The sequence below is a fragment of the Allobosea sp. GW823-FHT02B03 genome (assembly GCF_058797755.1).
In genome coordinates this window covers 281169-304338 of sequence record NZ_JBXAJY010000004.1, presented here as the reverse complement: position 1 = coordinate 304338, position 23170 = coordinate 281169, and the positions used below count along the sequence as shown (strand labels likewise).

Annotated in this window: 18 protein-coding genes; 11 read left to right on the top strand and 7 right to left on the bottom strand. The window is 68.7% G+C overall.

Going from position 1 to position 23170, the window contains the following annotated elements; translation table 11 throughout:
• Positions 1-92: 92 nt before the first annotated feature.
• From AC1REK_RS15020 to AC1REK_RS15010, 3 genes are read right to left on the bottom strand one after another with little or no spacing between them, the layout of a single operon-like run.
• Positions 93-530, bottom strand: coding sequence for an acyl-CoA thioesterase (locus tag AC1REK_RS15020; RefSeq protein WP_492269430.1), 438 nt, complete (start codon positions 528-530; stop codon positions 93-95).
• Entirely contained in the window at positions 527-1414 is an 888-nt protein-coding gene (locus AC1REK_RS15015; RefSeq protein WP_492269431.1) for a methyltransferase domain-containing protein, read from the bottom strand. The genes AC1REK_RS15020 and AC1REK_RS15015 overlap by 4 nt, the downstream gene beginning before the upstream one ends.
• A gap of 14 nt (positions 1415-1428) precedes the next feature.
• Complete coding sequence (locus AC1REK_RS15010) at positions 1429-3285, bottom strand: M3 family oligoendopeptidase (protein WP_492269432.1); 1857 nt, start codon at positions 3283-3285, stop codon at positions 1429-1431.
• Positions 3286-3507: 222 nt separating this feature from the next.
• Between AC1REK_RS15010 and AC1REK_RS15005 the strand changes: the two genes are divergently transcribed.
• The 6 genes from AC1REK_RS15005 to AC1REK_RS14980 all read left to right on the top strand — a co-directional run bounded on the left by AC1REK_RS15005 (position 3508) and on the right by AC1REK_RS14980 (position 14824).
• On the top strand, positions 3508-4764 hold the full coding sequence (locus AC1REK_RS15005; protein ID WP_492269433.1) for a GGDEF domain-containing protein: 1257 nt from the start codon (positions 3508-3510) through the stop codon (positions 4762-4764).
• 104 nt (positions 4765-4868) lie between these two features.
• A complete protein-coding gene (locus tag AC1REK_RS15000; protein ID WP_492269434.1) occupies positions 4869-6359 on the top strand; it encodes a sigma-54-dependent transcriptional regulator in 1491 nt (496 codons plus the stop codon).
• Positions 6360-6503: 144 nt separating this feature from the next.
• Positions 6504-8408, top strand: coding sequence for a L,D-transpeptidase family protein (locus tag AC1REK_RS14995; protein ID WP_492269435.1), 1905 nt, complete (start codon positions 6504-6506; stop codon positions 8406-8408).
• Between the two features lie 177 nt (positions 8409-8585).
• Positions 8586-10364, top strand: coding sequence for a peptidoglycan L,D-endopeptidase MepK (locus AC1REK_RS14990; protein ID WP_492269436.1), 1779 nt, complete (start codon positions 8586-8588; stop codon positions 10362-10364).
• Positions 10365-10504: 140 nt separating this feature from the next.
• Positions 10505-11671, top strand: coding sequence for an efflux RND transporter periplasmic adaptor subunit (locus tag AC1REK_RS14985; RefSeq protein ID WP_492269437.1), 1167 nt, complete (start codon positions 10505-10507; stop codon positions 11669-11671).
• Positions 11672-11674: 3 nt separating this feature from the next.
• A complete protein-coding gene (locus AC1REK_RS14980) occupies positions 11675-14824 on the top strand; it encodes an efflux RND transporter permease subunit (RefSeq protein ID WP_492269438.1) in 3150 nt (1049 codons plus the stop codon).
• Between the two features lie 9 nt (positions 14825-14833).
• Here the strand turns inward: AC1REK_RS14980 and AC1REK_RS14975 are convergent, their stop codons facing one another.
• Together AC1REK_RS14975 and AC1REK_RS14970 are read right to left on the bottom strand one after the other, a co-directional pair.
• On the bottom strand, positions 14834-15442 hold the full coding sequence (locus AC1REK_RS14975; RefSeq protein ID WP_492269439.1) for a glutathione S-transferase family protein: 609 nt from the start codon (positions 15440-15442) through the stop codon (positions 14834-14836).
• 78 nt (positions 15443-15520) lie between these two features.
• Positions 15521-16501: a LysR family transcriptional regulator gene (locus AC1REK_RS14970; RefSeq protein WP_492269440.1), complete on the bottom strand. Its 981-nt coding sequence runs from the start codon at positions 16499-16501 to the stop codon at positions 15521-15523.
• Positions 16502-16687: 186 nt separating this feature from the next.
• Here AC1REK_RS14970 and AC1REK_RS14965 point away from each other — a divergent pair, with 186 nt between their 5' ends.
• On the top strand, positions 16688-17275 hold the full coding sequence (locus AC1REK_RS14965) for a nitroreductase family protein (RefSeq protein ID WP_316019042.1): 588 nt from the start codon (positions 16688-16690) through the stop codon (positions 17273-17275).
• Positions 17276-17699: 424 nt separating this feature from the next.
• Positions 17700-18392: a pentapeptide repeat-containing protein gene (locus tag AC1REK_RS14960; RefSeq protein ID WP_492269441.1), complete on the top strand. Its 693-nt coding sequence runs from the start codon at positions 17700-17702 to the stop codon at positions 18390-18392.
• Positions 18393-18482: 90 nt separating this feature from the next.
• On the opposite strand, the gene AC1REK_RS14955 is transcribed toward AC1REK_RS14960, so the two are convergent.
• Both AC1REK_RS14955 and AC1REK_RS14950 read right to left on the bottom strand, forming a co-directional pair.
• Complete coding sequence (locus tag AC1REK_RS14955) at positions 18483-18725, bottom strand: DUF2312 domain-containing protein (RefSeq protein ID WP_066477463.1); 243 nt, start codon at positions 18723-18725, stop codon at positions 18483-18485.
• Between the two features lie 78 nt (positions 18726-18803).
• The gene (locus AC1REK_RS14950) at positions 18804-19589 is read right to left on the bottom strand and encodes an N-formylglutamate amidohydrolase (protein WP_492269442.1); all 786 of its coding nucleotides are present in this window, start codon (positions 19587-19589) and stop codon (positions 18804-18806) included.
• A gap of 84 nt (positions 19590-19673) precedes the next feature.
• Between AC1REK_RS14950 and AC1REK_RS14945 the strand changes: the two genes are divergently transcribed.
• The 3 genes from AC1REK_RS14945 (at position 19674) to pyk (ending at position 23045) form a co-directional block, all read left to right on the top strand.
• Entirely contained in the window at positions 19674-21026 is a 1353-nt protein-coding gene (locus AC1REK_RS14945; RefSeq protein ID WP_492269443.1) for a glycerate kinase type-2 family protein, read from the top strand.
• Positions 21023-21478, top strand: a complete 456-nt coding sequence (locus tag AC1REK_RS14940; RefSeq protein ID WP_492269444.1) for a DUF1036 domain-containing protein — start codon at positions 21023-21025, stop codon at positions 21476-21478. Before AC1REK_RS14945 ends, AC1REK_RS14940 begins: the two co-directional genes overlap by 4 nt.
• A gap of 127 nt (positions 21479-21605) precedes the next feature.
• Positions 21606-23045: a pyruvate kinase gene (gene pyk, locus AC1REK_RS14935; RefSeq protein WP_492269445.1), complete on the top strand. Its 1440-nt coding sequence runs from the start codon at positions 21606-21608 to the stop codon at positions 23043-23045.
• The last annotated feature ends 125 nt before the right edge of the window (positions 23046-23170 follow it).

The following is a 23170-nucleotide window of genomic DNA, read 5'->3' as shown; positions in this document are numbered from 1 at the left end:
GCCTGTTCCTGACGGACGGGGCGAGCGGAACGCTCATTAAGGGCGGGGCATAGCCCGAAGCCGGCGGAGAAACAACTTTTGCGGCCCGGCTTTCAAATGCTGAGCCCACTCATCGCCGCACGCAGCTTCTCCGGGATCGCTACAGGCGTTTGGGGGCCGCGCTCGACGTAGACATGCGTGAACAAGCCTTGCGCGGCCGTCAGATCCGCGCCCTGCCGGAAAATCCCGATGCGGTAGGTCACCGAGGAGCGCCCGAGCCTTTCAACCGCGAGCGCGCCTTCGACCACCTCGGGAAAGGCGACGCTCTCGAAATAGTCGCAGCGCGTGCCGACCACGAGGCCGACGACATCGCTCTCCTTCACGTCGAGAAAGCCCTGCTCGATCAGCCAGGCGTTCACCACCGTGTCGAACCAGTTGTAGTAGACGACATTGTTGACGTGGCCGAAGACGTCATTGTCGGCCCAGCGCGTCGGGATCTGCCGGAACAGGCGGAAATCGGCCCGCCCCAGCCGCACCGGCTTGTCGCTCATCGCTCTCCCTCTCCGCCCGGCTTCTCGCCGGCGCCGACTTCCGTCACGCCGAGCGCATCCGCCAGCCGCGCCTTCGCCGAACCCGGCCGCAGCGGCTTCTGCTGGCTCTCATGCGGCGCCCAGCCCGAGAGCCAGACGATCTCGAAACTCGCGCGCAGCCGTCCATCCGGATCGGAGAAGCGCTCGGCGTAAAGTTCTGCGGCTCGCAGCAGCACGGCCCGCCGCAGCGGCTTGCGGCTCCGTTCCAGCAGCACATTGGCCCAGCCCATCGCGCGCAGGTCGCGCAGCAGGCCGAACAGATCGCCATAGCGCACGGTCACGAGCTCGCTATCGACGACCGGCAGGGCGAAGCCCGCCCGCTGCAGCAAGCTGCCGAGATCGCGCAGGTCTGCGAAAGGCGCGACCCGCGGGCTCGCCCCGCCGCTGACCTCGACCTCCGCGGCAAGCAAAACCTGGCGCAATTCGGTCAGGCTCTGCCCGGCAAGCAGGCAGCCGATGAACAGCCCGTCCGGCCGAAGGCTGCGCCTGATCTGGAGCAGCGCCCCCGGCAAATCGTTGACCGCATGCAGGGCGAGCAGCGAGGCGGTCAGGTCGAGCGAGGCGGCCGCGAAGGGCAGCGCCTCGAGATCGCCAACGAGGTCGGCGCCGGCACTGGGCGCCTCCGCCAGCCGCAGCAGGTGCTCCGCCTTCTGCCGCAGCACCGGCGCCGCCAGCGGCAGAGCCGAGCCGAGATCGGCCGCCCGCTCGAAGCGCCGCAGCACCGCCGAGAGCCGCTCGTCGAGATCGGCGGCGCAGCGCGCCAGCAGAAAATCGGGATAGCCGGCCGCGAGCGCCGCCGCGAGGCGGCGCCGGTAGAGCGCGCGGTCGAAGACCAGAGAGCTCACGCGCGCTCCTTTCGCTATTCCATGCCCTCGAGCTCGATGATCAGCCCCTCGATCATGTTGAGGCCGATCTGCCAGAAGGCCGGGTCGCGCGCATCGAGGCCGAAGGGCTTGAGCAGCTCGGAATGATGCTTGGTGCCGCCAGCCGAGAGCAGCGCGAAATAGCGCTGCTGAAAGCCCTCGGCCGAGTTCTGGTAGACGCCGTAGAGCGAGTTCACCAGGCAATCGCCGAAGGCATAGGCGTAGACGTAGAACGGCGAGTGGATGAAGTGCGGGATATAGGCCCAGAAGGTCTCGTAGCCCGGCCCGAGCTTGATCGCGGGCCCCAGGCTCTCCGACTGCACGCTCATCCACAGCTCGCAGAGGTTTTCCGCCGTCAGCTCGCCCGAGCGGCGGGCTTCGTGGACCTTCCGCTCGAAGGAGTAGAAGGCGATCTGGCGCACGACCGTGTTGATCATGTCCTCGACCTTGGCGGCGAGCATCGCCTTGCGCTGCTTCTTGTCGACCGTCTCGTTCAGGAGCTTGCGGAAGGTCAACATCTCCCCGAAGACGCTCGCCGTCTCGGCCAGCGTCAGCGGCGTCGGCGCCATCAGGGCGCCATTCGGCCCGGCCAGCACCTGGTGCACGCCATGGCCGAGCTCGTGGGCGAGCGTCATCACGTCGCGCGGCTTGCCCTGGTAGTTGACCAGCACATAGGGATGCGCCGACGGCACGGTGGGATGGGCGAAGGCGCCCGGCGCCTTGCCGGGCCGCGCCGGCGCGTCGATCCAGCGCTCGTCGAAGAAGCGGCGGGCGATGCCGGCCATCTCCGGCGAGAAATCGCCATAGGCGGACAGCACGGTGTCGCGCGCCTCGGTCCACGGAATCGTGCGCTGTTCGACCTTGGGCAGCGGCGCGTTGCGATCCCAGTAGTCGAGCGCCTCGCGCCCGAACCAGCGCGCCTTCAGCTTGTAGTAGCGGTGCGACAGGCGCGGATAGGCCTCACGTACCGCCGCCACCAGCGCATCGACCACTTCGCGCTCGACCCGGTTCGCCAGATGCCGGGAATCGGCGACATCCTCGAACTTGCGCCAGCGGTCGGAGATCTCCTTGTCCTTGGCGAGGGTGTTGGTGATCAGCCCGAAGGTCCGCAGATGCTGGCGGAAGACCGTGCCGAGCGCCTCGGCCGCCTCCTTGCGCACTGCCCCGTCGGCATCCTGCAGCCGGTTCAGCGTCAGTTCGAGCGTCAGCTCCTCGCCGCCGGCCTTGAAGCGCAGCGAGGCGATGGTCTCGTCGAAGAGCCGGTTCCAGGCGCCGTGCCCGGTCACCGACTTCTCGTGGAACAGCTCCTCGATCCGGTCCTCGAGCTGGTGCGGCTTGTCCTTGGCGAGGTCCTCGATCCACGGCTTCCAGTGGCTGAGCGGCGCCTGCGCGGCTGCCTTGGCCAGCACGGCTTCGTCGATCCGGTTGAGCTCCAGCCCGAAGAACAGCAGCTCGGTCGAGATCGCCGTCACCTTGTCCTGCGTGTCGCCATAGAACTTGGCGCGCTGCGGATCGGTGGTGTCGCCGGAATAGACCAGGCCGGCATAGGACATGATCTTGCCGACGAGATCCTCGAGCTTCTCATAGGCAGCGACCGCCTCGGCCAGCACGGTGCTGGCATCGGCACGCTCAGCCAGCGCCGCGAGCTTGCCGCGGTAGAGCACCGCAAAGCTGCGCGCCTCGGCCAGGGCCCGCTCCAGATCGGCGGCGAAGGCAGGCGAATCCATCGCCGGATAGAGATGCGTCAAATCCCATTCCGGCAGGATGCCGAGCGCCTTGGCGGCCTTGGAGGCGCCGGCCTCGGCGCTCCGCGCGACATTGGCGTTGGTCGTCCCGGCGAAAGCGGTCGTCATGTCTAAGGCACCTCTCTGGTGAAACCATTCCCTCCCATATGCGCGGTCGAGGCCTCGCGATCAACGCCGCGCACGGCCGCAGCCGCAAAGCGGCGCGTTCCACGCGCGGCGCATGAGGGGCATTCGCGCGGGCTCGAACGCGTTGACTTTCCGTAAGGGCTCCCACTACCCAAAGGCTGAGACCGGCCCTCGCAAGCACGCGTCCCACCGCGGAATGGTGGAATGGACCACGCCTATCTTCTGACCGCGATTCTGCCCGTCATTGCCGCGGTGCTCTGTGCGACCCTCTATTCGCTCTGGTTGAAGCAGAGGGAGCGCCGCCATGTGCTCAACTGGTCGCTCGCCTATGCCTGCGCCGTCCTGGGCTCCGCGCTCAGCCTTGCGCGCCTCGTCATCGAGAACGCCGCGCCCTTCTCCCTGATCGCCAACGCCTTCCTGGTCGGCGTCGCCTTCTTCGCGGCGCGCGGCGCGCTTCTTCTGCACGGCGGCAGGGCGGCGGATCGCATCACCGTGCCGATCCTGCTCGCCACGATCGTCGCCGGGCTCTGGTTCGGCTTCGTGAGCCCGAGCATCTTCTGGCGCGGCACCACCGCCAGCGTCGGGGCCGCTGTGATCTTCCTGATCGCCGCGCGGGCGATCGTACGGAACCCGGGCCGCGACAGCATCGACCGGCTGACCGGGCTGGTCTTCGTGCTGACGGCGGCGACCCTCGTCGCCCGCCCCGCCCTCGCCTTCGCACTCGAAGGGCCGATCGAGAGCGAGGCGGAAGTGACCAGCGCCTTCTGGGGCGTCAGCTTCCGGATTTTCGCCATGCTGAGCTGGTGCGCCATGGCCGTCCTCTTCCTGCTCAGGACGACGAGCGATCTGATGGCGGAAGCGACCGCCCAGTCGCTGACCGATCCGCTCACCGGGATCGGCAACCGCCGCGGCTTCTTCAGCGCCGCCGAGACCGTGCTTGCCACGGTCGATCCGCAGGAGCCGGCGGCGCTCCTGCTCTGCGACATCGACGCCTTCAAGCAGGTCAATGACAGCTACGGCCATGCCACCGGCGATCTCGTCATCCAGGAACTCGCGAAGGTCCTGAGCGAGGCAGTCGAGGGAACCGGCGCCGTCCTCGGCCGCCTCGGCGGCGAGGAGTTCGTCGTCCTCCTGCCAGCGACGCCGCTCGAACCGGCCGTCACGGTGGCTGAGGCGATCCGTGCGGGCTATGCGCGGCGCTCGCGCGCCATCGCTCCTTTGCAGGGCCCGGTCACCGTCAGCATCGGCATCGCCGAGACGGTCGGCGACGAGGAGGTGGAAGCCGTGATCGAGCGCGCCGACGCAGCGCTCTACCGGGCCAAGCGCAAGGGCCGCGACCGCGTCGAGGTCGCGGGCCTGGCGGAAGGTGCGCCGGAGACACCGCCGCGAGGCACCTCGCATAGTCGGCGCTATCGGCGGGCTTTCACAGCGCCGGAAGCGCGGACCCGCACGCGCCCCTGAATGCGAACCGGCCTCTCGCCTTAATCGCGGCTTAACCCTTCTCCGCGACAGTGCCCCGAAACGGAACACCGCGTCCGCCTGACTCGCCTGCCTGCCGAGGGTCCATGTCCGCCACCATCCTCGTCGTCGATGACGATCCCGTGCAGCGCCGCCTGCTCGACGCGATGCTCAAGCGGTTCGGCTATGAGGTTCTGACCGCCGAGGGCGGCGACCAGGCGCTCGCTCTGCTCGGCGACGAATCGCAGCATATCGACTGCCTGGTGCTCGACCTCGTCATGCCCGGCCGCGACGGCATGGCGGTGCTCGCCGCCCTGCGCGAGCGCGGCATCGCGACACCGGTGATCGTGCAGACGGCGAACGGCTCGATCGAGACCGTGGTTTCCGCCATGCGGGCGGGCGCAGTCGACTTCGTGGTCAAGCCGGTCGGAGCCGAACGCCTGCAGGTCTCGCTCAAGAACGCCCTCAAGCTCGGCGCGCTCGAGCATGAGATCCGCTACATGAAGCGGCGCTCGGCTGGCCAGCTCGGCTTCCGCGACCTCGCCAGCAAGAGCGCCGATATGGGCCGGGTCGTGCAGCTCGCCGAGCGCGCCGCCAAGTCGAACATCCCGATTCTCGTCGAGGGCGAATCCGGCGTCGGCAAGGAGGTGCTCGCCCGCGCCATCCAGGGTTCCAGCGACCGCCGCGGCAAGCCGTTCGTCACGGTCAATTGCGGGGCGATCCCGCATAATCTCGTCGAGTCGATCCTGTTCGGTCACGAGAAGGGCGCCTTCACCGGCGCGACCGAGCGCCATGTCGGCAAGTTCGTCGAAGCCAATGGAGGCACGCTCTTCCTCGACGAGGTCGGCGAACTGCCACTCGACGCCCAGGTCAAGCTCCTGCGCGCCATCCAGGAGGGCGAGGTCGACCCGGTCGGCGGCAAGAAGTCGGTCCGCGTCGACATCCGCATCGTCTCGGCGACCAACAAGAGCCTGCTCGACCAGGTCAAGCGCGGCGAGTTCCGCGAGGACCTGTACTACCGGCTTAACGTCTTTCCGATCACCTTGCCGCCGCTGCGCCAGCGCCGCGAGGACATCGCCGACCTCGCCCATGGCTTCCTTGCTCGCTTCGCCGCCGAGGAGGGCAAGAAGCTGCGCGGCATCAGCACCGAGGCGCTCGGCCTGCTCGGCGGCTATGACTGGCCGGGCAATGTCCGCCAGCTCGAGAACGCGATGTTCCGTGCCGTGGTCCTTGCCGATGGCGACGAACTGACCATCGCCGAATTCCCGCAGATCGCCGCGCAGATGCAGGGCTTCGACGTCCGCATCCCGCCAGCGCCGCCGTCCATCGCGGGCGAGTCGCGCGAGGACACGCCACCGCGCATCGTCCAGGTGCCGGTGCGCGACCCCAACGCGCTCGATCTCGTCGCCGGTTCCGACATGCGCAGCCTCGACGAGCTCGAGCGCGAGATCATCAAGTTCGCCCTCGCGCATTATCGCGGCCATATGTCCGAGATCTCGCGCAAGCTCGGCATCGGCCGCTCGACGCTCTACCGCAAGCTCAAGGATTACGGGCTGATCGAGGGCGAGGGCGACGCAGCAGGGGCTGACGCCGCCTGACAGGCGGATATGCACAATTTGCTCTGGAGCCGAGAGGGGCCGGCTTCGGGGAGAATGGGCGCCGCTGTTGCAGGGCGGCACTAGTCGAAGCAGGGCGGCTCACGCAGTTATCGGCGTGCATCCGCAGGGATCCGGGGAATCAGCATGCGCCTTCGCCGTCTGGCGGAATCAGCTTCCGCCGCCGTTCTGGGCCTCGCATTGGGCGTCGCCACCGCCCTCGCGCAAGGCGCGGGGAACGAGGCCGCGACGCTCGATCTGCCGCCGCCGGAAGCACCGGCCCTGCGCATCCTGGCCGGTGACGCCACACCGCCGCAGCTCGACATTCCCGCCCCACCCGAAATGGTGCTCGATCTGCGCTCGCCCGGCGCCGACGACGAGCCGGAACTCGCCGCCCCGCATGACGCGCCCGGCATGACCACCGGGGCGATCTCGGTAACGCCGCAGCCGGATGGCGATGACGCCTTCCTCGGCATCACCGTGCCCGAACTGCCGCCGGTCGATCCTTCGCTGCTGGCCCGTCCCGCGCCCGAAGGCGAACCGCAGCTCGCGCGCCCGACCGAGCCGCTGATCGCTCCGCCCGCCCTGCCCGAGGTGGTGGTCACGCTGCCGACCGGCCTCGAGCTTTCGGCCCGCATCGCCGCGCGCGCCGAGGAGGCCCTGTCGGTCCCGCGGCTCGCCCAGCGCGAGCGCGCCGACATAACCGCGGCCTATGCCGCCAACGAGAACCGGCCGTTCTGGATCGACGGCAAGGGCTGGAGCGCCGCCGGCAAGCTGCTCGTCGCCCAGCTCGGCCGCGCCGGCCAGGACGGATTGCGGCCGGCCGACTATGCCGTGCCGGCCTTCGAGGCGAGCGACAAGGACGGCCTCGCCGAAGCCGATGTCAGGCTCTCGGCCCTCGCCGTGCTCTACGCCCGCGACGCCCGCGGCGGCCGGATCGACCCGCGCCGGCTTTCCAAGATGCTAACCCCGGTGCTCGACCTGCCTTCGGCGACCGAGGTCCTTTCCGAGCTCGCCGGCGCCACCGACCCCGGCGCGGTGCTCGCCGCCTATAATCCGCAACACGAGGGCTATCGCCGGCTCAAGGCCAAGCTCGCCACCCTGCGAACGAACAAGGACGAGGCGCCGTCGGTCCGCATCCCCGCCGGCCCGCCGCTGCGGCTCGGCATGCGCGACCAGCGCGTGCCGCTGGTCCGCGCCCGCCTCGGCCTCGGCGCCAGCGAGGAGCCGGTCTTCGACCGCTCGACCGCGACCGCGCTGGCCGAATTCCAGAAGCAGGCCGGCCTTCGCGCCGACGGCGTGCTCAGCAACCAGACGCTGGCCGCGCTCGGCTCTCCGCCGGCCGCGCGGCTGGAAAGCGACATCGTCGCGCAGATGGAGCGCTGGCGCTGGCTGCCCGCCGATCTCGGCGCCAGCCACGTCATGGTCAACGTCCCGGAATTCCGGATGCGCATGGTCCATGACGGCAAACTCGTGCACGATACCCGCGTCATCGTCGGCAAGCCGGAATCGGCGACGCCGATCTTCTCGCACAAGATGGAATACGTCGTCGTCAACCCGTCCTGGTACGTGCCGCCGTCGATCCTGAAGAAGGAATTCCTGCCTGGGCTCGCGGCCGATCCGGACTATGCGGCCAAGCGCGGCTATGTCGTCACGCGCCGCGGCAATTCGATCTCGGTGCGCCAGCCGCCCGGCGAGCGCAACGCGCTCGGCTGGATCAAGTTCATGTTCCCCAACGACCACGCGGTCTATCTGCACGACACGCCGAATCGGCGCCTCTTCGCGGGTAACAAGCGCGCCCTCAGCCATGGCTGCGTGCGCGTCGAGAACCCGTTCGCGCTCGCCGATCTGGTGCTGGGCCCAGAATGGACGCATGACCGGCTGAAGCGCCTGATCGGCTCGGGCGAACGCACGATCAGATTGCCGCAGCCGCTGCCGATCCATCTGGTCTATAATACGCTGGTGGTGAACGAGGCCGGCGCGATCACGACCTATGACGATCTCTACGGCTTCCACCGGTTGGTCCGCACCGCCCTGGAGCGGCTCTCCTAGGCCGCTTTGCGGCGGCGGCACGGTTTTGCCACGATCTGTGGGTAGCCAGCTTCTCGCTTGCCGAAATTCAGGCGGGATGGTTGTGCCGCCGGTAACCACCCGTTAAGCCTTCTCGGCAACTGTTCCTTGACGTTTACCGCACCGGCTCGCCGGCGCTTCGAGACGGGTCAGGTGAGAGTGAGCTGGTCGAAAGCCGAGACGACGAGACGGCTGCCGCGTCCTTTGGGGCGCCTTGCGCATGCCGGCGCTGTCCTCGCGACGAGCCTTGTTGCCCTGTGCGTCGGCATTCGCGGCACCCAGGATGCCGTGGCCAACGGCGATACCCGCACCATCACCATCAAGCATATGCACACCAAGGAGGAGACGACCGTCACCTTCAGGCGTGACGGCCGCTACGACTCCGCGGCGCTTGAGAAGCTCAATTGGGCGATGCGCGACTGGCGCACCGACGAGCCGATCCGGATGGATCCGCGCCTGTTCGATCTCGCCTGGGAGGTGCACCGCAAGGTCGGCTCCGACCAGCCCTTCCACGTCGTCTCGGCCTATCGCTCGCCCGGCACCAATTCGATGCTGCGCCGGCGCTCACGCGGCGTCGCCAAGTCGAGCCAGCACATGGTCGGCAAGGCGATGGATTTCTATCTGCCGGACACACCGACCGCGAAGATCCGCGAAGTCGGCATGCGGCTGCAGCGCGGCGGCGTCGGTTTCTATCCTGGTGCCCACACGCCCTTCGTCCATCTCGACGCCGGCTCGGTGCGCTCCTGGCCACGCATGACTCGCGACCAGCTCGTGCGCCTGTTCCCGGACGAGAAGACCGTCCACCTCCCGGCCGACGGCAAGCCGCTGAGCGGCTACGAAGTCGCCAAGGCCGAGATCCTTTCGGGCGGCGGCTCGGTGATGGGCTATGCCGCGACCGACTTCGACGAGGGTGCGATCATCGCCTCCGGCAGCGGCGGCAAGGGCTTCTGGGCCGCGCTCTTCGGCGGCGACGACGAGGAGGCCGATGCCCGCCCGAGCCGCGGCCGCGCCGCGGCCCGCCGCGCGCCGACACCGCAGCCGACCGTCATGGCCTATGCCGGCGACAGCAACAGCGGCGATGGCGGCCGCTTCGCCGTCTTCAATGCCCCGGCCGTCCAGCCCGAACCGTCCGGCCGCGCTTTGATGCGCGAGCGCTCGAACCGCGCGACGGCGCCGTCGGCTCCCGCGCCGGAGCCGGCGGAAACCCAGGTCGCGGCACTCGCGCCGCAGCCGGCCGAGCCGCCGAAGCCCGCCCCGATCGCGACCGCGCTCCCCGTCGCGCGCCCGGCGAGCCTGACCCTGCCGACTCCGCCCGCCGGCTCGCCGCAGCTTGCCGCGCTCGCCGCCGAAGCCTCGGCCCTGCCGCTGCCGCAGGCCGAGCAGAAGCTGATCCTCGCCTCGCTGCCGCCACGCCGCCCCGGCGACCTGCCGGCTCCCGTCATCGAGAACGTCGTCGCCGGGCGGGCAGTCTCGGCTCCCCTGCCACCGACACGCCCGATCGTCCTCGCTCGCCTCTCGCCCGAGGCCGCGAGCCAGGAGGCCGACGAGCAGGATGCAGTACCCGCCGGCGCTCGCATGGTCAGCGTCTCGCACCCGCCTCCGCCGATCCGGCCCCGCGCGCCTGGCGAGCCGCAGCGGCGCGCCGTCGAGGTCGCCACGACCGAGACGCGGACACCGCTGGCCGCCGAATACGATGCCGATCGCTCCGGTCTGGATTCGCTCTTCGCAGCCGTCGCCCAGCAGCCGGCCGCCCCGCGCCGCACCGGCGTCGCCACCGCCAAGGCCAAGGTCACCGACCCCGCAGCCAGGGGCTGGGTCGCGGGGCCGAGCCCGGCCGCAGCGCTCGGCTTCAGCAACGGCGCCCCCACCGATCTCAAGACCAGTGGCTTCAGCGGCCCCGCCGTCCGCGCACTCCCGACCACATTCGTCCAGAACTGACCGACGCGCTGACGGACGCTGCGGCAGCGCCCGTCATGATCTTGTCGGCATGGCGCTGCACCAATAAAACGCGCACAGTGCCGTCGCGTCATGATACGCGTCGTGGCAGGATGCGGACGATGCCTACGGGAGTCTTGGTGATGCGCGCTCAGCTTGCGAAAAGTCCGGCTCGCCGGCCGCGGAATGGAGCGACCTTCCTGCTCCTGGCCGGCCTGACCCTGCTTGGCCCCTCGCAGGCCGCCCTCGCCCAGCCGGCCCAGCCCGGCCAGCCCCAGGCCATACCGGTCGGCACCACGCCGGCACAGAAGCGGCCGATCGAACGCACCGCCGACTTCGTCGGCCGCATCGAGGCGGTCAACCGTGTCGAGGTCCGGGCCCGCATCACCGGCTTCCTTGAGGCCGTCCTGTTCCGTGACGGCGACAGCGTCAAGGAAGGCACGCCGCTGTTCCGCATCGAAAGGGCACCGTTCGAGGCCGCCGTCCAGCAGGCGCAGGGCGCGCTCGAGAGCGCCCAGGGCACACTGCAGAACGCCACCGGCCAGCGCCAGCGCGCCGAGGATCTGCTGCGCACCAATGCCGGCTCGGTTGCGGTGCGCGACCAGCGCGTCGCCGAGGAGACGGCAGCGCAAGGCTCGGCCACCACCGCCGCCGCCGATCTGAAGACCGCGGAGATCAATCTCGGCTATACCGAGATCACCTCGCCCATCGCCGGCCGGATCGGCCGCACCAAGCTGACCAAGGGCAATGTCGTCTCGCCCGACAGTGGCTCGCTGGCGCTGATCGTCAGCGAAGACCCGATGTATGTGAACTTCCCGGTCAGCCAGCGCGAATTCGTCACCTTCGGCCATAATCGCGTCGATGCCGGCACCACCGGGCCGAAGGTCACGCTGCGCTTTTCCGACGGCTCCACCTATGACCAGCAAGGCACGATCGACTTCGTCGACGTCTCGGTCGACCGCTCCACCGATACCGTCCTCGTCCGCGCCATCGTGCCTAATCCGAAGGGCAGGTTGATCGACGGAACCCTGGTCAATGTCGCCGTCCATGCCGAGAAGCCGGTGGACAAGGTCCTCGTGCCGCAGGCGGCGCTGATCGCCGACCAGCAGGGCGCCTATGTTTTCGTGGTCGAAGACGGCAAGGCCGTGGTCAAGCGCCTGCAGATCGGCGCCGAGGCCGGCGCCTATGTCGTGGTCGACAAGGGGCTGAACGGCGGCGAGCAGGTCGTGGTCGAGGGGCTTCAGGGCCTGCGGCCCGGTACGCCGGTCCTGGCCTCTCCCGTCACGGCGCCTCCGGCCGGCCGGAGCTGAGGCATGTTCACCTCCGTCTTCGTCGACCGGCCACGCCTGGCCATTGTCATCGCGGTCGTCACGGTCATCGCCGGCCTGATCTCGCTCTTCGCGATTCCGGTCGCGCAGTATCCGGATATCGTGCCGCCGCAGGTCTCGGTGACGACCTCCTATCCCGGCGCATCCGCAGCCGTGGTCGAGGCGACAGTGGCGCAGCCGCTCGAAGCCCAAATCGTCGGCACCGACAAGATGCTCTACATGAAGAGCGTCAGCGGCAATGACGGCAGCTATTCGCTCAAGATCTCGTTCGAGCTCGGCACCAACCCCGACATCAACACGGTCAACGTCAACAACCGCGTGCAGATCGCGCTGTCGAAGCTGCCCGAGGAGGTCAAGCGCAACGGCGTGACGGTCAAGAAGCAGTCCTCGGCACTGCTCGGCGTCATCGCGGTCTATTCGCCGAAGAAGACCTACGACAACCTCTTCGTCTCGAACTACACCACCATCAATCTGCTCGACGCGGTCCGCTCGACCCCCGGCGTCGGCGACGCTTCGCTGTTCGGCGCTCAGGACTACTCCATGCGCGCCTGGGTCCGCACCGACGCCCTGACGGGGCTCGGGCTGACCACCGGCGACATCATCAGCGCCATCCAGTCGCAGAACACCCAGGCCGCGGTCGGCCGCATCGGCGCGCGCCCGATTTCCGACGACCAGCAGCTCCAGCTCAACATCCAGACCAAGGGTCGGCTGAGCTCGCCGCAGGAGTTCGAGAAGATCGTCGTGCGCACGAACCCGGACGGTTCGGTGCTGCGCCTTTCCGACGTCGCGCGCATCGAGCTTGGCGCCGCCAATCTCGACCGCGAGACCCGCCTCAACGGCGGCCCGGCCGTGCTGATCGGCATCTACCAGTCGCCCGGCGCCAACGCCATCGCGGCGCTCGACGCGGTCAAGAAGACCGTCGGCGACCTCGCCCGCAACTTCCCGGAAGATCTCGCCTGGAAGGTGACCTACGATCCGACCGCCTTCGTCACCGCGACGATCGAGGAGGTTCAGAAGACGCTGATCGAGGCCTTCATCCTCGTCATCGTCGTCGTCTTCCTGTTCCTCGGCAGTTTCCGTGCCACGCTGATCCCGACCTTCGCCGTCCCGGTCAGCCTCGTCGGCACCTTCATCGTCCTCAACGCGATCGGCTATTCCGCCAACACGGTCTCGCTGCTGGCGATCGTGCTCGCCATCGGCATCGTCGTCGACGACGCGATCGTCGTCGTCGAGAACGTCGAGCGCGTGATGGAGGAGCATCCCGAGCTTTCGCCGGCCGAGGCGACAAAACTCGCCATGGGCGAGATCGTCGCGCCGATCATCGCGATCACGCTCGTCCTGCTCTCGGTCTTCGTGCCCGTCGCCTTCATCCCCGGCATTTCCGGCGAGCTCTTCCGCCAGTTCGCCGTCACCGTCGCGGTCGCGATGCTGATTTCGGCGATCAACGCGCTGACCCTGTCGCCGGCGCTTTGCGGCGTGCTGCTCAAGCCGCATCACGGCCCGCGGCGCGGCCCGATCGGCCATGTCATGCGTGGCATCGACTGGACGCGCGACCGCTATGGCGACACCGTCGCCCGGCTGGTGCGCATCTCGGTGATCAGTCTGGTTCTGACCGCCGCCTTCGGCGCCGCGATCTATGCCATGGGGCGGATCACGCCGACCGGCTTCCTGCCGGAGGACGACCAGGGCGCCTTCTTCGTCGTCGCGCAGTTGCCCGACGGCGCCTCGGTCGGCCGCACCGCGGCCGTCGCGGCCGAGGTCGAGACCATCCTCAAGGCCGAGCCCGCGGTCGAGGACTACTCCACCATCATCGGCCTGAACTTCATCGACGGGAACTCGCAGTCGAATTCCGGCTTCTTCCTCGTCTCGCTGAAGCCCTTCGCCGATCGCAAGGGCGCTGACCAGAGCGCGAACGCGATCATTGCCCGCGTCTCGCAGAAGCTGCGCGCGGTGCGCGGCGGCGCCGTGGTGCCGATCGCGCCGCCGCCGATCGTCGGCCTCGGCACCGGCGGCGGCTTCACCTATGTCCTGCAGGACATGGGCGGCTCCGATCCCAAAGCGCTCGCCCGCACCCTGCGCGGCCTGACCATCGCAGCCAACCAGGACCCGCAGCTGCGCCGCGTCTTCTCGACCTTCTCGGACACGACCCCCTCGGTCTATCTCGATATCGACCGCGACAAGGTCCAGATCCTCGGCGTCGATCTCAGCAGCCTGTTCCAGTCACTGCAGGCCTCGCTCGGCGGCTATTATGTCAACGACATCAACCTGTTCGGCCGCACCTGGCAGGTTCAGGTCCAGGCCGACGGCATCGACCGGAAGTCGATCGACGACATCTACCGCATCAATGTCCGTAGTCGCGACGGCAGCATGATCCCGCTGCGCAGTCTGCTCGAGGCACGCATCGTCGTCGGGCCACAGGCACTGATCCGCTACAATAACCGCCTCGCCGTGACGGTGCAGGGCTCGGCCGCGCCGGGCGTTTCCTCCGGACAGGCCCTGGCGGCGATGGAACAGGTCGCCGCGAAGACGTTGCCCGCCGGCTATCGCGGCGACTGGACCGACGTCTCCTTCCAGGAGAAGCGGGCCCAGGGGCAGACGGGCATGATCCTGGCCTTCGCCCTACTCTTTGCCTATCTCTTCCTGGTCGCGCTCTATGAGAGCTGGACGATCCCGGTGCCAGTCCTGCTCTCGGTCGCGGTCGGCGTGCTCGGCGCCTTCGTCGGCATCGTGGTCGGCGGCTTGACGCTCGACCTCTATGCCCAGATCGGCATCGTCGTGCTGATCGGCCTTGCCGCCAAGAACGGCATCCTGATCGTCGAATTCGCCAAGGAGCAGCGCGAGAAGGGGCTTCCGCTCCTCCATGCGGCGACGCTCGGAGCGCGGCTGCGCTTCCGGCCGGTGATGATGACCTCGCTCGCCTTCATCCTCGGCCTCTTGCCGCTGGTGATCGCGGAGGGGCCCTCGATGCTCGCCAGGCGCAATGTCGGCACACCGGTCTTCGGCGGCATGATCGCCGCCGCGGTGATCGGGATTTTCCTGATTCCGGCGCTCTATGTCGTCTTCCAGGGGCTGCGCGAACGTTTCCGCCCAGCGTCCAGGCCGAAGGTGGAGCGCGAACCCGACCCGGCGCAGTAGCGCCGGGCCTCACTCCCGGTCGATCGGCCAGGCCTTGAACACGTCGAGCGCCTCGCAGGCCCTGGCCTGCGCGGCGAGCGCCGGCCAGCGGTCTTCCGGGACGAACTCCGGAATGACGAAGCGGCAGAAGCCCCAGGCGATCGCCGCCGCGATGTCGCCCGGCCGCAGCTCCGGGCCGGCTGAGAGCTCGCCGCGCTTTGCCGCCTGGTCGAGGAGGTCGAGCGCCGTATGGAGCTGGGTCAGGATGCGCTCCTGCCAGTTGGCGTAGCGCCGTTCCTCGGGCCGCTTGCGCTCATATTCGACCGAGACCGCCTTGTCGGCCGCGACGATGCCGATGCCGGTCAGGCTCAGGTCGCGCACCCGCGCGCCAGCCTCCGTCGGGCGCAAGGAGCGTCCGGCGACATCCTCGAAATGCTGGATGATCAGCAGCGATTCGCTGATCACGGTGCCGTCATCGGCGACCAGCGTCGGCGCCTTGATCAACGGGTTGATCTTGCTGAATTCCGGCATGTGCCGGAACACCGAGACCGAGCGATGCTCGAACTCGAGCCCGAGCAGGGTTCCGGTGATGGCGGCGCGCCGCACATAGGGGCTGTCGAGCATTCCAACCAGCAGCATGGCGATCTCCCGTTTCGATGGCCGCAACACTGCCTTTGCGGCAAGCGGCTGACACGCGAAATCGGGTGAAGTGCGAGTTCACGCAGCTTGATGCTCGTCCTCGCCGGGCACGCCCCTGCCCTGCCCGGCTGCGGCCGCCTGCTCGGCCAGAGCCTTCTGGCAAGGATCCCAGGTCGCGGCGGAGCCGAAGCGCTCGACCAGGAGATCGGTGAGCACGCGGACCTTGCCCGAGACATAAGCCCCCGGCGGACGCACGACATAAAGTCCGCTTTCCGGCAGCGGGAATTCCGCCAGCACCGGCTCGACCCTGCCGGCGCGGATCGCTTCGCCTGCGATGAAGCTCGGCAGCAGGGCGAGCCCCAGCCCCGCTTCGGCCCATTGCAGCAAGGTGTCGCCACTGTCGGAACGCAGCCGTCCGCTCGGCCGGACCGAGACGACCCGCCGGTTGACCTTGAAGTTCCAGTCGGGCGCGGCGCCGCCCGTGTAAATCAGGCATTCGTGGCCGCTGAGTTCGGCCGGCGTCGCCGGGCGGCCATGTCCAGTGAAGTAAGCGGGACTGCCGACGACGATCCCGCGCACCGACGCGATCCGCCGCGCGACCAGGCTGGAATCCTTCAGCACACCGATCCGCACCGCCATGTCGAAGCGCTCGCCGATCAGGTCGACCTGACGGTCGCTAGCCTCGGCGTCGATTTCGAGCCGCGGATGCCGGCGCGCCAGTTCCGCCAGCACCGGCGCGACATGGTGGATGCCGAAGGAGAGCGGCATGCTCAGCCGCAGGCGCCCGGCCACACCGCCGGCCTGCAGCGCCACCGCCTCGCGCGCTTCGGTCAGCTCCGCCAGGATGCGCTCCCCGCGCGCCTTGAATTCGAGCCCAGCCTCCGTCGGGCTGACGCCGCGGGTCGTGCGGCTCAGAAGCCTGGTGCCGAGATCGGCCTCCAGCCGCGCCACACGCCGGCTGACGATCGATTTCGACAGGCCGAGGCTGCGCCCGGCCCGGCCGAAGCCTCCGGAATCGACGACGGCGACGAAGCTTCGGATATCGTCGAGCTCTGACATGCAGGCGTTCCCCTATGAGCAACAGATTGGTGCCCAATATGGGCATTCCGATGCCGCAAGTGAACCGCTACCTCTCCCTCATCAAGTCCCGCTTTCGCTGGGACGGCGCCTTCGGAGGCGCTCCGGGAAAACCGTCCTGTCTCATCGGCCCAACCGACGTGACATGCGTTAGCATATGAGGAAGCCATGCTCGACAAGCTCAAGAAGCGCCGCACGCAATATGCGCTCGGCAAGAATCTGCCGATCCCCGAGACCCAGGTGGATTCCCTGATCAGAGAGGCGATCCGCCTTTCGCCGTCCAGCTTCAACTCGCAGAGCTCGCGTGCCGTCATCCTGTTCGGCAAGGAGAGCGACAAGTTCTGGAACATCACCCGGGAGGCCCTTCGCGCGGTCGTGCCGGCCGCCGATTTCGACGGGACCAGCAAGAAGATCGACAGCTTCGCCAACGGCGCAGGGACCGTGCTGTTCTTCGAAGATCAGGAGCCGGTGAAGGCGCTGCAGGCCAATTTCCCGCTCTACGCGCACAACTTCCCGATCTGGTCCGAACATTCGACCGGCATCGCGCAGCTGGCCGTGTGGGCCACGCTCGCCGACGCCAATATCGGCGCGAGCCTCCAGCATTACCATCCGCTCGTCGACGCGGAAGTCGCCAAGACCTGGAACATCCCTGCATCCTGGAAGCTCACCGCCCAGATGCCTTTCGGCTCCAATGAAGCGGCCTTCCCGGAGAAGACCTTCATGGATGATGGGCTCCGTTTCCGCACCCATAGCTGAGCGGAGCTCGAAATCAGGCGGCCCGGAGGGCCTGTTCGCCGGCAAGTGCACCATCGTGAACGCCGGCTGCGAGGCCCGCGAGGAGACGATCGCCGCCGCGGGCCGCCGAGCCCAAGCTGGTCGCCTGACGCGACACCAAACGCCGATTTTCCAGAACAGCGCCGGCCTCGGTCATCCGAGGCCGGCGTTTTTTGATTTTCCCGTTCGTCCGCGGCACTTGGCAAGCCATCACATGCCTTGCAAGCTGCGGCCGACCTCTTGCCATGGAGGCCGGCATCGGATGGAGGTTTCCGGCACGGCCTGCGAATCGCCCGCGGCTTGCCGGCACCGTGCGGAATGAGATGGCCACAGCTACCGCTCTGTCGGAGGCGGGCCTCGATCGGTCCGGGCCTGCACGCGTCGCAGGCGTCTTGAGGAGAACCGGATGGCCGATAGCGGGACGCCCCTTGCCTTCACCGGTGTCACGCTCGGCCGGGTCGACATCCTGGCCCTGACCGCCAGCGACTTGCCCAGCCGGCTTTCTGCCTGCGACCTCCAGGAGGTCGACCTGTCGCGGCTGGATCTTTCCGGGTGGACGTTCGAGCGCTGCAATCTCCAGCGCGCACAGCTGAAGGGGGCCAATCTGGAGCGCACCAGCTGGGTATCGTGCGGCGCCGCCTTCACCGACATGACCGCAGCGGACCTGACCGAGGCCAGTTTCACCTCCTGCGACCTCAACAATGCCAGCCTGCGCGGGGCGAAGCTCACCTCCGCATCGTTCATCGGCTGCAAGCTGACCGGGGCGACCCTGACGGAAACCCGGGCGCTCGACACCTGCTTTCGCGATACGCTGCTGGTCTACGCCAAGCTCCGCGGCATGTCGTTTCGCGGCATGCGGCTCGCGGGCGTGGACTTCTCGCAGGCGGATCTCGGCGGTTGCGACTTCCGCGACGCCATCTTCGAAGGAACGAGCCTGCGCGAGGCGTCCCTGAAGGATGCGCGCTTCCAGGGCGCTGATCTGCGCGGCGCCGATCTGGGTGGCCTGCGGATCGGCGATGCCGCCGTCTTCAAGGGTGCCACGATCTCGCGAGAGCAGGCCGGGCAATTGCTGCGGGAGTTCGGGCTGAACGTCCGGTAGCTGGCAGTGCCGCCGGACTGCCTCCATCGCCTGGCGACGGGGGCAGTCCGGCTGGCAATAGGCAGGTTGGCGCTGGGCGCAACAACCGGATCAGGGCGTCTCGCCGACGGCCTGCAGGTAGAGGTCGAGGATCGCCTCCTCTTCCTTGCGCTCGTCGAGGTCGCGCTTGCGCAGCGCGATCACCTTGCGCAGCACCTTGACGTCATAGCCATTGGCCTTGGCCTCGGAATAGACCTCCTTGATGTCGTCGGAGATCGTCTTCTTCTCTTCCTCGAGCCGCTCGATGCGCTGCACGATGCTAAGCAGCTGATCGCCTGCAACCGGATCGTCCATTCTCAAACCCTTCTTCGAAAATTGGTCGCAGGGGTTCGCCCGGATGGGCGGCGAGGTCAAGCGGGAAGCGGCCGGATTTCACATTTCTCGCGCGACTGCGAGGCTCCCGGGCAACAGCCGAGCCAGCCGCCTGCCCCAGGCGCGGGCCGCGTGCGGCTCGCCGATCAGGTCCTGCCGGATCTCGATCAGTGCGTCGAGCAGGCCGCGCCGCGTCGCATGCCGGTCGATGGTGTCGCCGGGCAGGCCGCCCCTGTAGGGCTCGTTGTCGCCGACGATCAGGTCGCCCTCGTTCTGCAGGGCAGCGATCAGCGCCTGCGCCAGCCGGCCCTCCCGGTCCCAGAGCACCCCGGCATGCCAGGGACGGGGCACGCCCTTCCAGAACGGCGTGAAGGAGTGCACCGAGACGATCGCCGGCGGGTGGCCGGCCGCAATCGCGGCCTCGACCGCAGCATCGATGGCGGCGTCATAAGGCGCGTAATAGCGCGCGATCCGCTCGGCGATGCCGGCCTCGTCTATCCTGGCATTGGCCGGCACTAGCGCACCATCCGAGATGCGCATCACCAGGGTCGGATCGTCGCGCCCGCGATTGGGATCGATCAGCAACCGCGAGAAATTGCTCAGTATCGCCGGCGCGCCGAGCACCTCGGCCATCGCACGGGTCATCTCGGCCGCGCCAATGTCATAGGCGATGTGGCGCTCGAGCTGCTGCGCCGGCAGGCCGAGCCCGTCGAGCTCGGCCGGGATCGCATTGGTGGCGTGGTCGCAGAGCAGGAGCACGCCGCTTGCCGGGTCGCCCCTGATGATTTCGACCTCGCCCGGCCGCAGCGCGGGAGCTCCGTTCGGCAAGGCCATCTGCGCACCCATTCCGCCCTCGGAACCGCTCAGCAAATCGCGGGTGACGCCCGCGCGCCAGCGACATAGAAGGGGCTGAGACGAAAGTCGATCAGCATGATCGGGATTCGCGGGAAGGCGGGCGATTTGCAACAGCTTGGCAATGCAATCGAACAGCGGCGCAAGGTGGCACGCGCGATCTTCGACGCCGCCGTGGCGCGCGCTCATCCGAGCAGCTGGCTCGCCGGGCACCTGCCGGCGCCGCCGCCCTCCGGCCGGCTGATCCTGCTCGCCGCCGGCAAGGCCGCCGGCAGCATGACCGCGCTCGCCGAAGCGCATTACCTCGATACGCTCGGCCTCACCCCCGAACGCCTGCTCGGCCACGCCGTCGCCCGCCACGGCTACGAGACCACGACCAGGCACATCCCGATGGTGGCCGCCGGCCATCCGGTGCCGGACGAAGGCAGCATCGCCAGCGCCACGCGGGCACGGGAACTCGCCCGCGCCGCGACCGCCGACGACCTCGTCCTCGTCCTGCTCTCCGGCGGCGGCTCGGCCAACTGGGTGGCGCCGGCGGGCACGCTTGCGCTCGCCGAGAAGCAGGCCGTCAACAAGGCGCTGCTGCGCTCGGGCGCGCCGATCGGCGAGATGAACATCGTCCGCAAGCGGCTCTCGCGCATCAAGGGCGGCAGGCTCGCTCTCGCCGCCGCCCCGGCGCGGCTGCTGACCATCGCCGTCTCCGACGTCCCGCATGACGACCCTGCCGCCATCGCCTCGGGCCCGACCGTGCCCGACCCCAGCACCATGGCCGATGCCCGCGCCATCGTCGCCCGCTACGGGCTCAAGCTGCCGCCGGCCGCCGAGGGCCTGCTCGCCGACGATGCCAGCGAGACGCCGAAGCCCGGCCACCCCGCCTTCACAAACAGCGAATACCGCATCGTCGCCCGCCCGGCCGACGCGATCGCCGCGGCCGTGGCAGCCGCTCGCGCCGCCGGCTACGAGCCGATCGATCTCGGCCCCGATCTCGAAGGCGAGGCCCGCGAGGTCGCGCAGGCTCAGGCACGGCAGGCCCTGGCGCTGAAGGCGGAAGGCCGGCGCGCGGCGCTGATCTCCGGCGGCGAATTGACCGTCACCATCGCCGGCAAGGGCCGCGGCGGCCCGAACCAGGAATTCGCGCTGGCGCTCGCCATCGCGCTCGCCGGCGAGCCGGGCATAATCGCCTTGGTGGGCGACACCGACGGGACGGATGGCGGCGGCGGCGAGGCGAGCGATCCGGCCGGCGCGATCATCGACGAGACCACGCTGGCGCGCGCCCGCGCGCTTGGCCTCGATCCCGCCCAATCGCTGCGCGACAACGATTCGACCGGCTTCTTCGAAGGTCTCGGCGACCTGCTGCGGACCGGCCCGACCCTTACCAATGTCAACGATTGCCGCGTGATCCTGATCGACCCCACCCCGGCCGCCCCATGAGCCTGAGCGCACGCTTCGCCCGGTCCGTGCTGCGCCTCGCCGCGCCCGCCGCCCTCTTCCTCTTCGCGGGCGCCGTGCCGGCCCTGGCGGATCTGCGCATGTGCAACACCACCGGGAGCCGCGTCGGCGTCGCCATAGGCTATCGCGACGCCCAGGGCTGGGTCACCGAAGGCTGGTGGAACATCGCGCCGCGGGCCTGCGAGACGCTGCTGCGTGGCACGCTGGCGGCGCGCTTCTACTATGTTCACGCCGTCGACTACGACAAGGGCGGCGAATGGACCGGCAAGTCGATCATGTGCACGCGCAACAAGGAGTTCACCATCCGCGGCATCGAGGACTGCCTGTCGCGCGGCTATGACCGCTCGGGCTTCTTCGAGGTCGACACCGGAGAGCAGAAGGGTTGGACGATCCAGCTGACCGATACCCCGGGCGCTGCGCCGCCGCGCCCCTGAGTGGCGACATAGTCCCAGAACCAGACAAGGGCACGCCTCCGGTCGCGAGCTTGCCCCGCGGCCGCGAATAAGCGACGGAACATCGAGGCGCGGAGCAGGCTGCGCCAGCGTGAGGAAAGGCAAAGCGATGAGGCGGGAACGACGGATCAAGATCATCGCGACTTTGGGGCCCGCCTCCTCCACCCCGGAGATGTGCGCCAAGCTGTTCCAGGCCGGCGTCGACGTCTTCCGCATCAATATGAGCCATACGCAGCGCGAAACGCTGCCCGAGCGAGTGGCGATGCTGCGCGCGCTGGAGACGCAGTTCCGCCGTCCGGTCGGCATCCTCGCCGATCTGCAGGGCCCGAAGCTGCGCGTCGGGCAGTTCGGCGGCGATGGCGGCGCGATGCTGGAGAAGGGCGAGCGCTTCGTGCTCGACTCCGACCCGGCGCCCGGCTCGGCCAAGCGCGTCTACCTGCCGCATCCCGAGATTCTCTCGGCGCTGGAGCCCGGCCACAACCTGATCCTCGACGACGGCAAGATCCGGCTGGTCGTCGAGAAGGCCTCGCCGAAGCAGGCCGTCACCCGGGTGACCGTCGCCGGGCGGCTTTCCTCGCGCAAGGGCATCAGCCTGCCCGACACCACGATCGCGGTTTCGGCGATGACCGACAAGGACCGCTCCGATGCCGAGGCGGCGGCGGAGGCCGGCGTCGACTGGATCGCGCTCTCCTTTGTGCAGCGGCCGGAGGACATGGCCGATCTGCGCAAGATCGTGCGCGGCCGCGCCCTGGCGATGGCCAAGATCGAGAAGCCGCAGGCGCTGCTGCGCCTGGAGGAGATCATCGAGGCCTCGGACTCGATCATGGTCGCCCGCGGCGATCTCGGCGTCGAAATGCCGCTGGAGAAGGTTCCCGGCACGCAGAAGCGCATCACCCGCCTGTCGCGGCGCATGGGCAAGCCGGTCGTGGTCGCCACCCAGATGCTCGAGAGCATGATCACCGCCCCGGTGCCGACCCGCGCCGAGGTCTCCGACGTCGCGACCGCCGTGTTCGAGGGCGCCGATGCGGTGATGCTCTCGGCCGAGAGCGCCGCCGGCGAGTATCCGGTCGAGGCGGTGACGATGATGAACCGCATCGCCGAAGAGGTCGAGAACGACTCGACCTATCGCTCGATCCTGGACGCGCAGCGCGCCGAGCCGGAAGCGACCGGGGCCGACGCCATTGCCAAGGCCGCCCACGAGATCACCACCGCACTGAATCTCAAGGCGATCGCGGCCTGGACCTCCTCGGGCTCGACCGCCTTCCGCCTCGCGCGCGAGCGGCCGAATTCGACCGTTGTCGCGCTGACGCCGAACCGCTCGACGGCCCGCCAGCTGACGCTGGTCTGGGGCGTGCACGCCGTCGTGACCAAGGATGCCAGCGACATCGACGACATGGCCTCGCGCGCCTGCAAGTTCGCGGTTCGCGAAGGCTATGCCGCGCTCGGCGACCGGATCATCGTCGTCGCCGGCGTCCCCTTCGGCACGCCGGGCGCGACCAACATGGTCCGCATCGCCTTCGTGGCGAAGGAGCATGTCGACCAGGCGTGAGGTTGGCTCTGCCCCGGACCAAACGGCAATCTCACGGAATGGTGATCGTCCCGGGCGACTGAAGGGAGACCCGGGACCATGCCGGACCATCGTCGATAAAGGCTCAGGCATGGGTCCCGGATCAG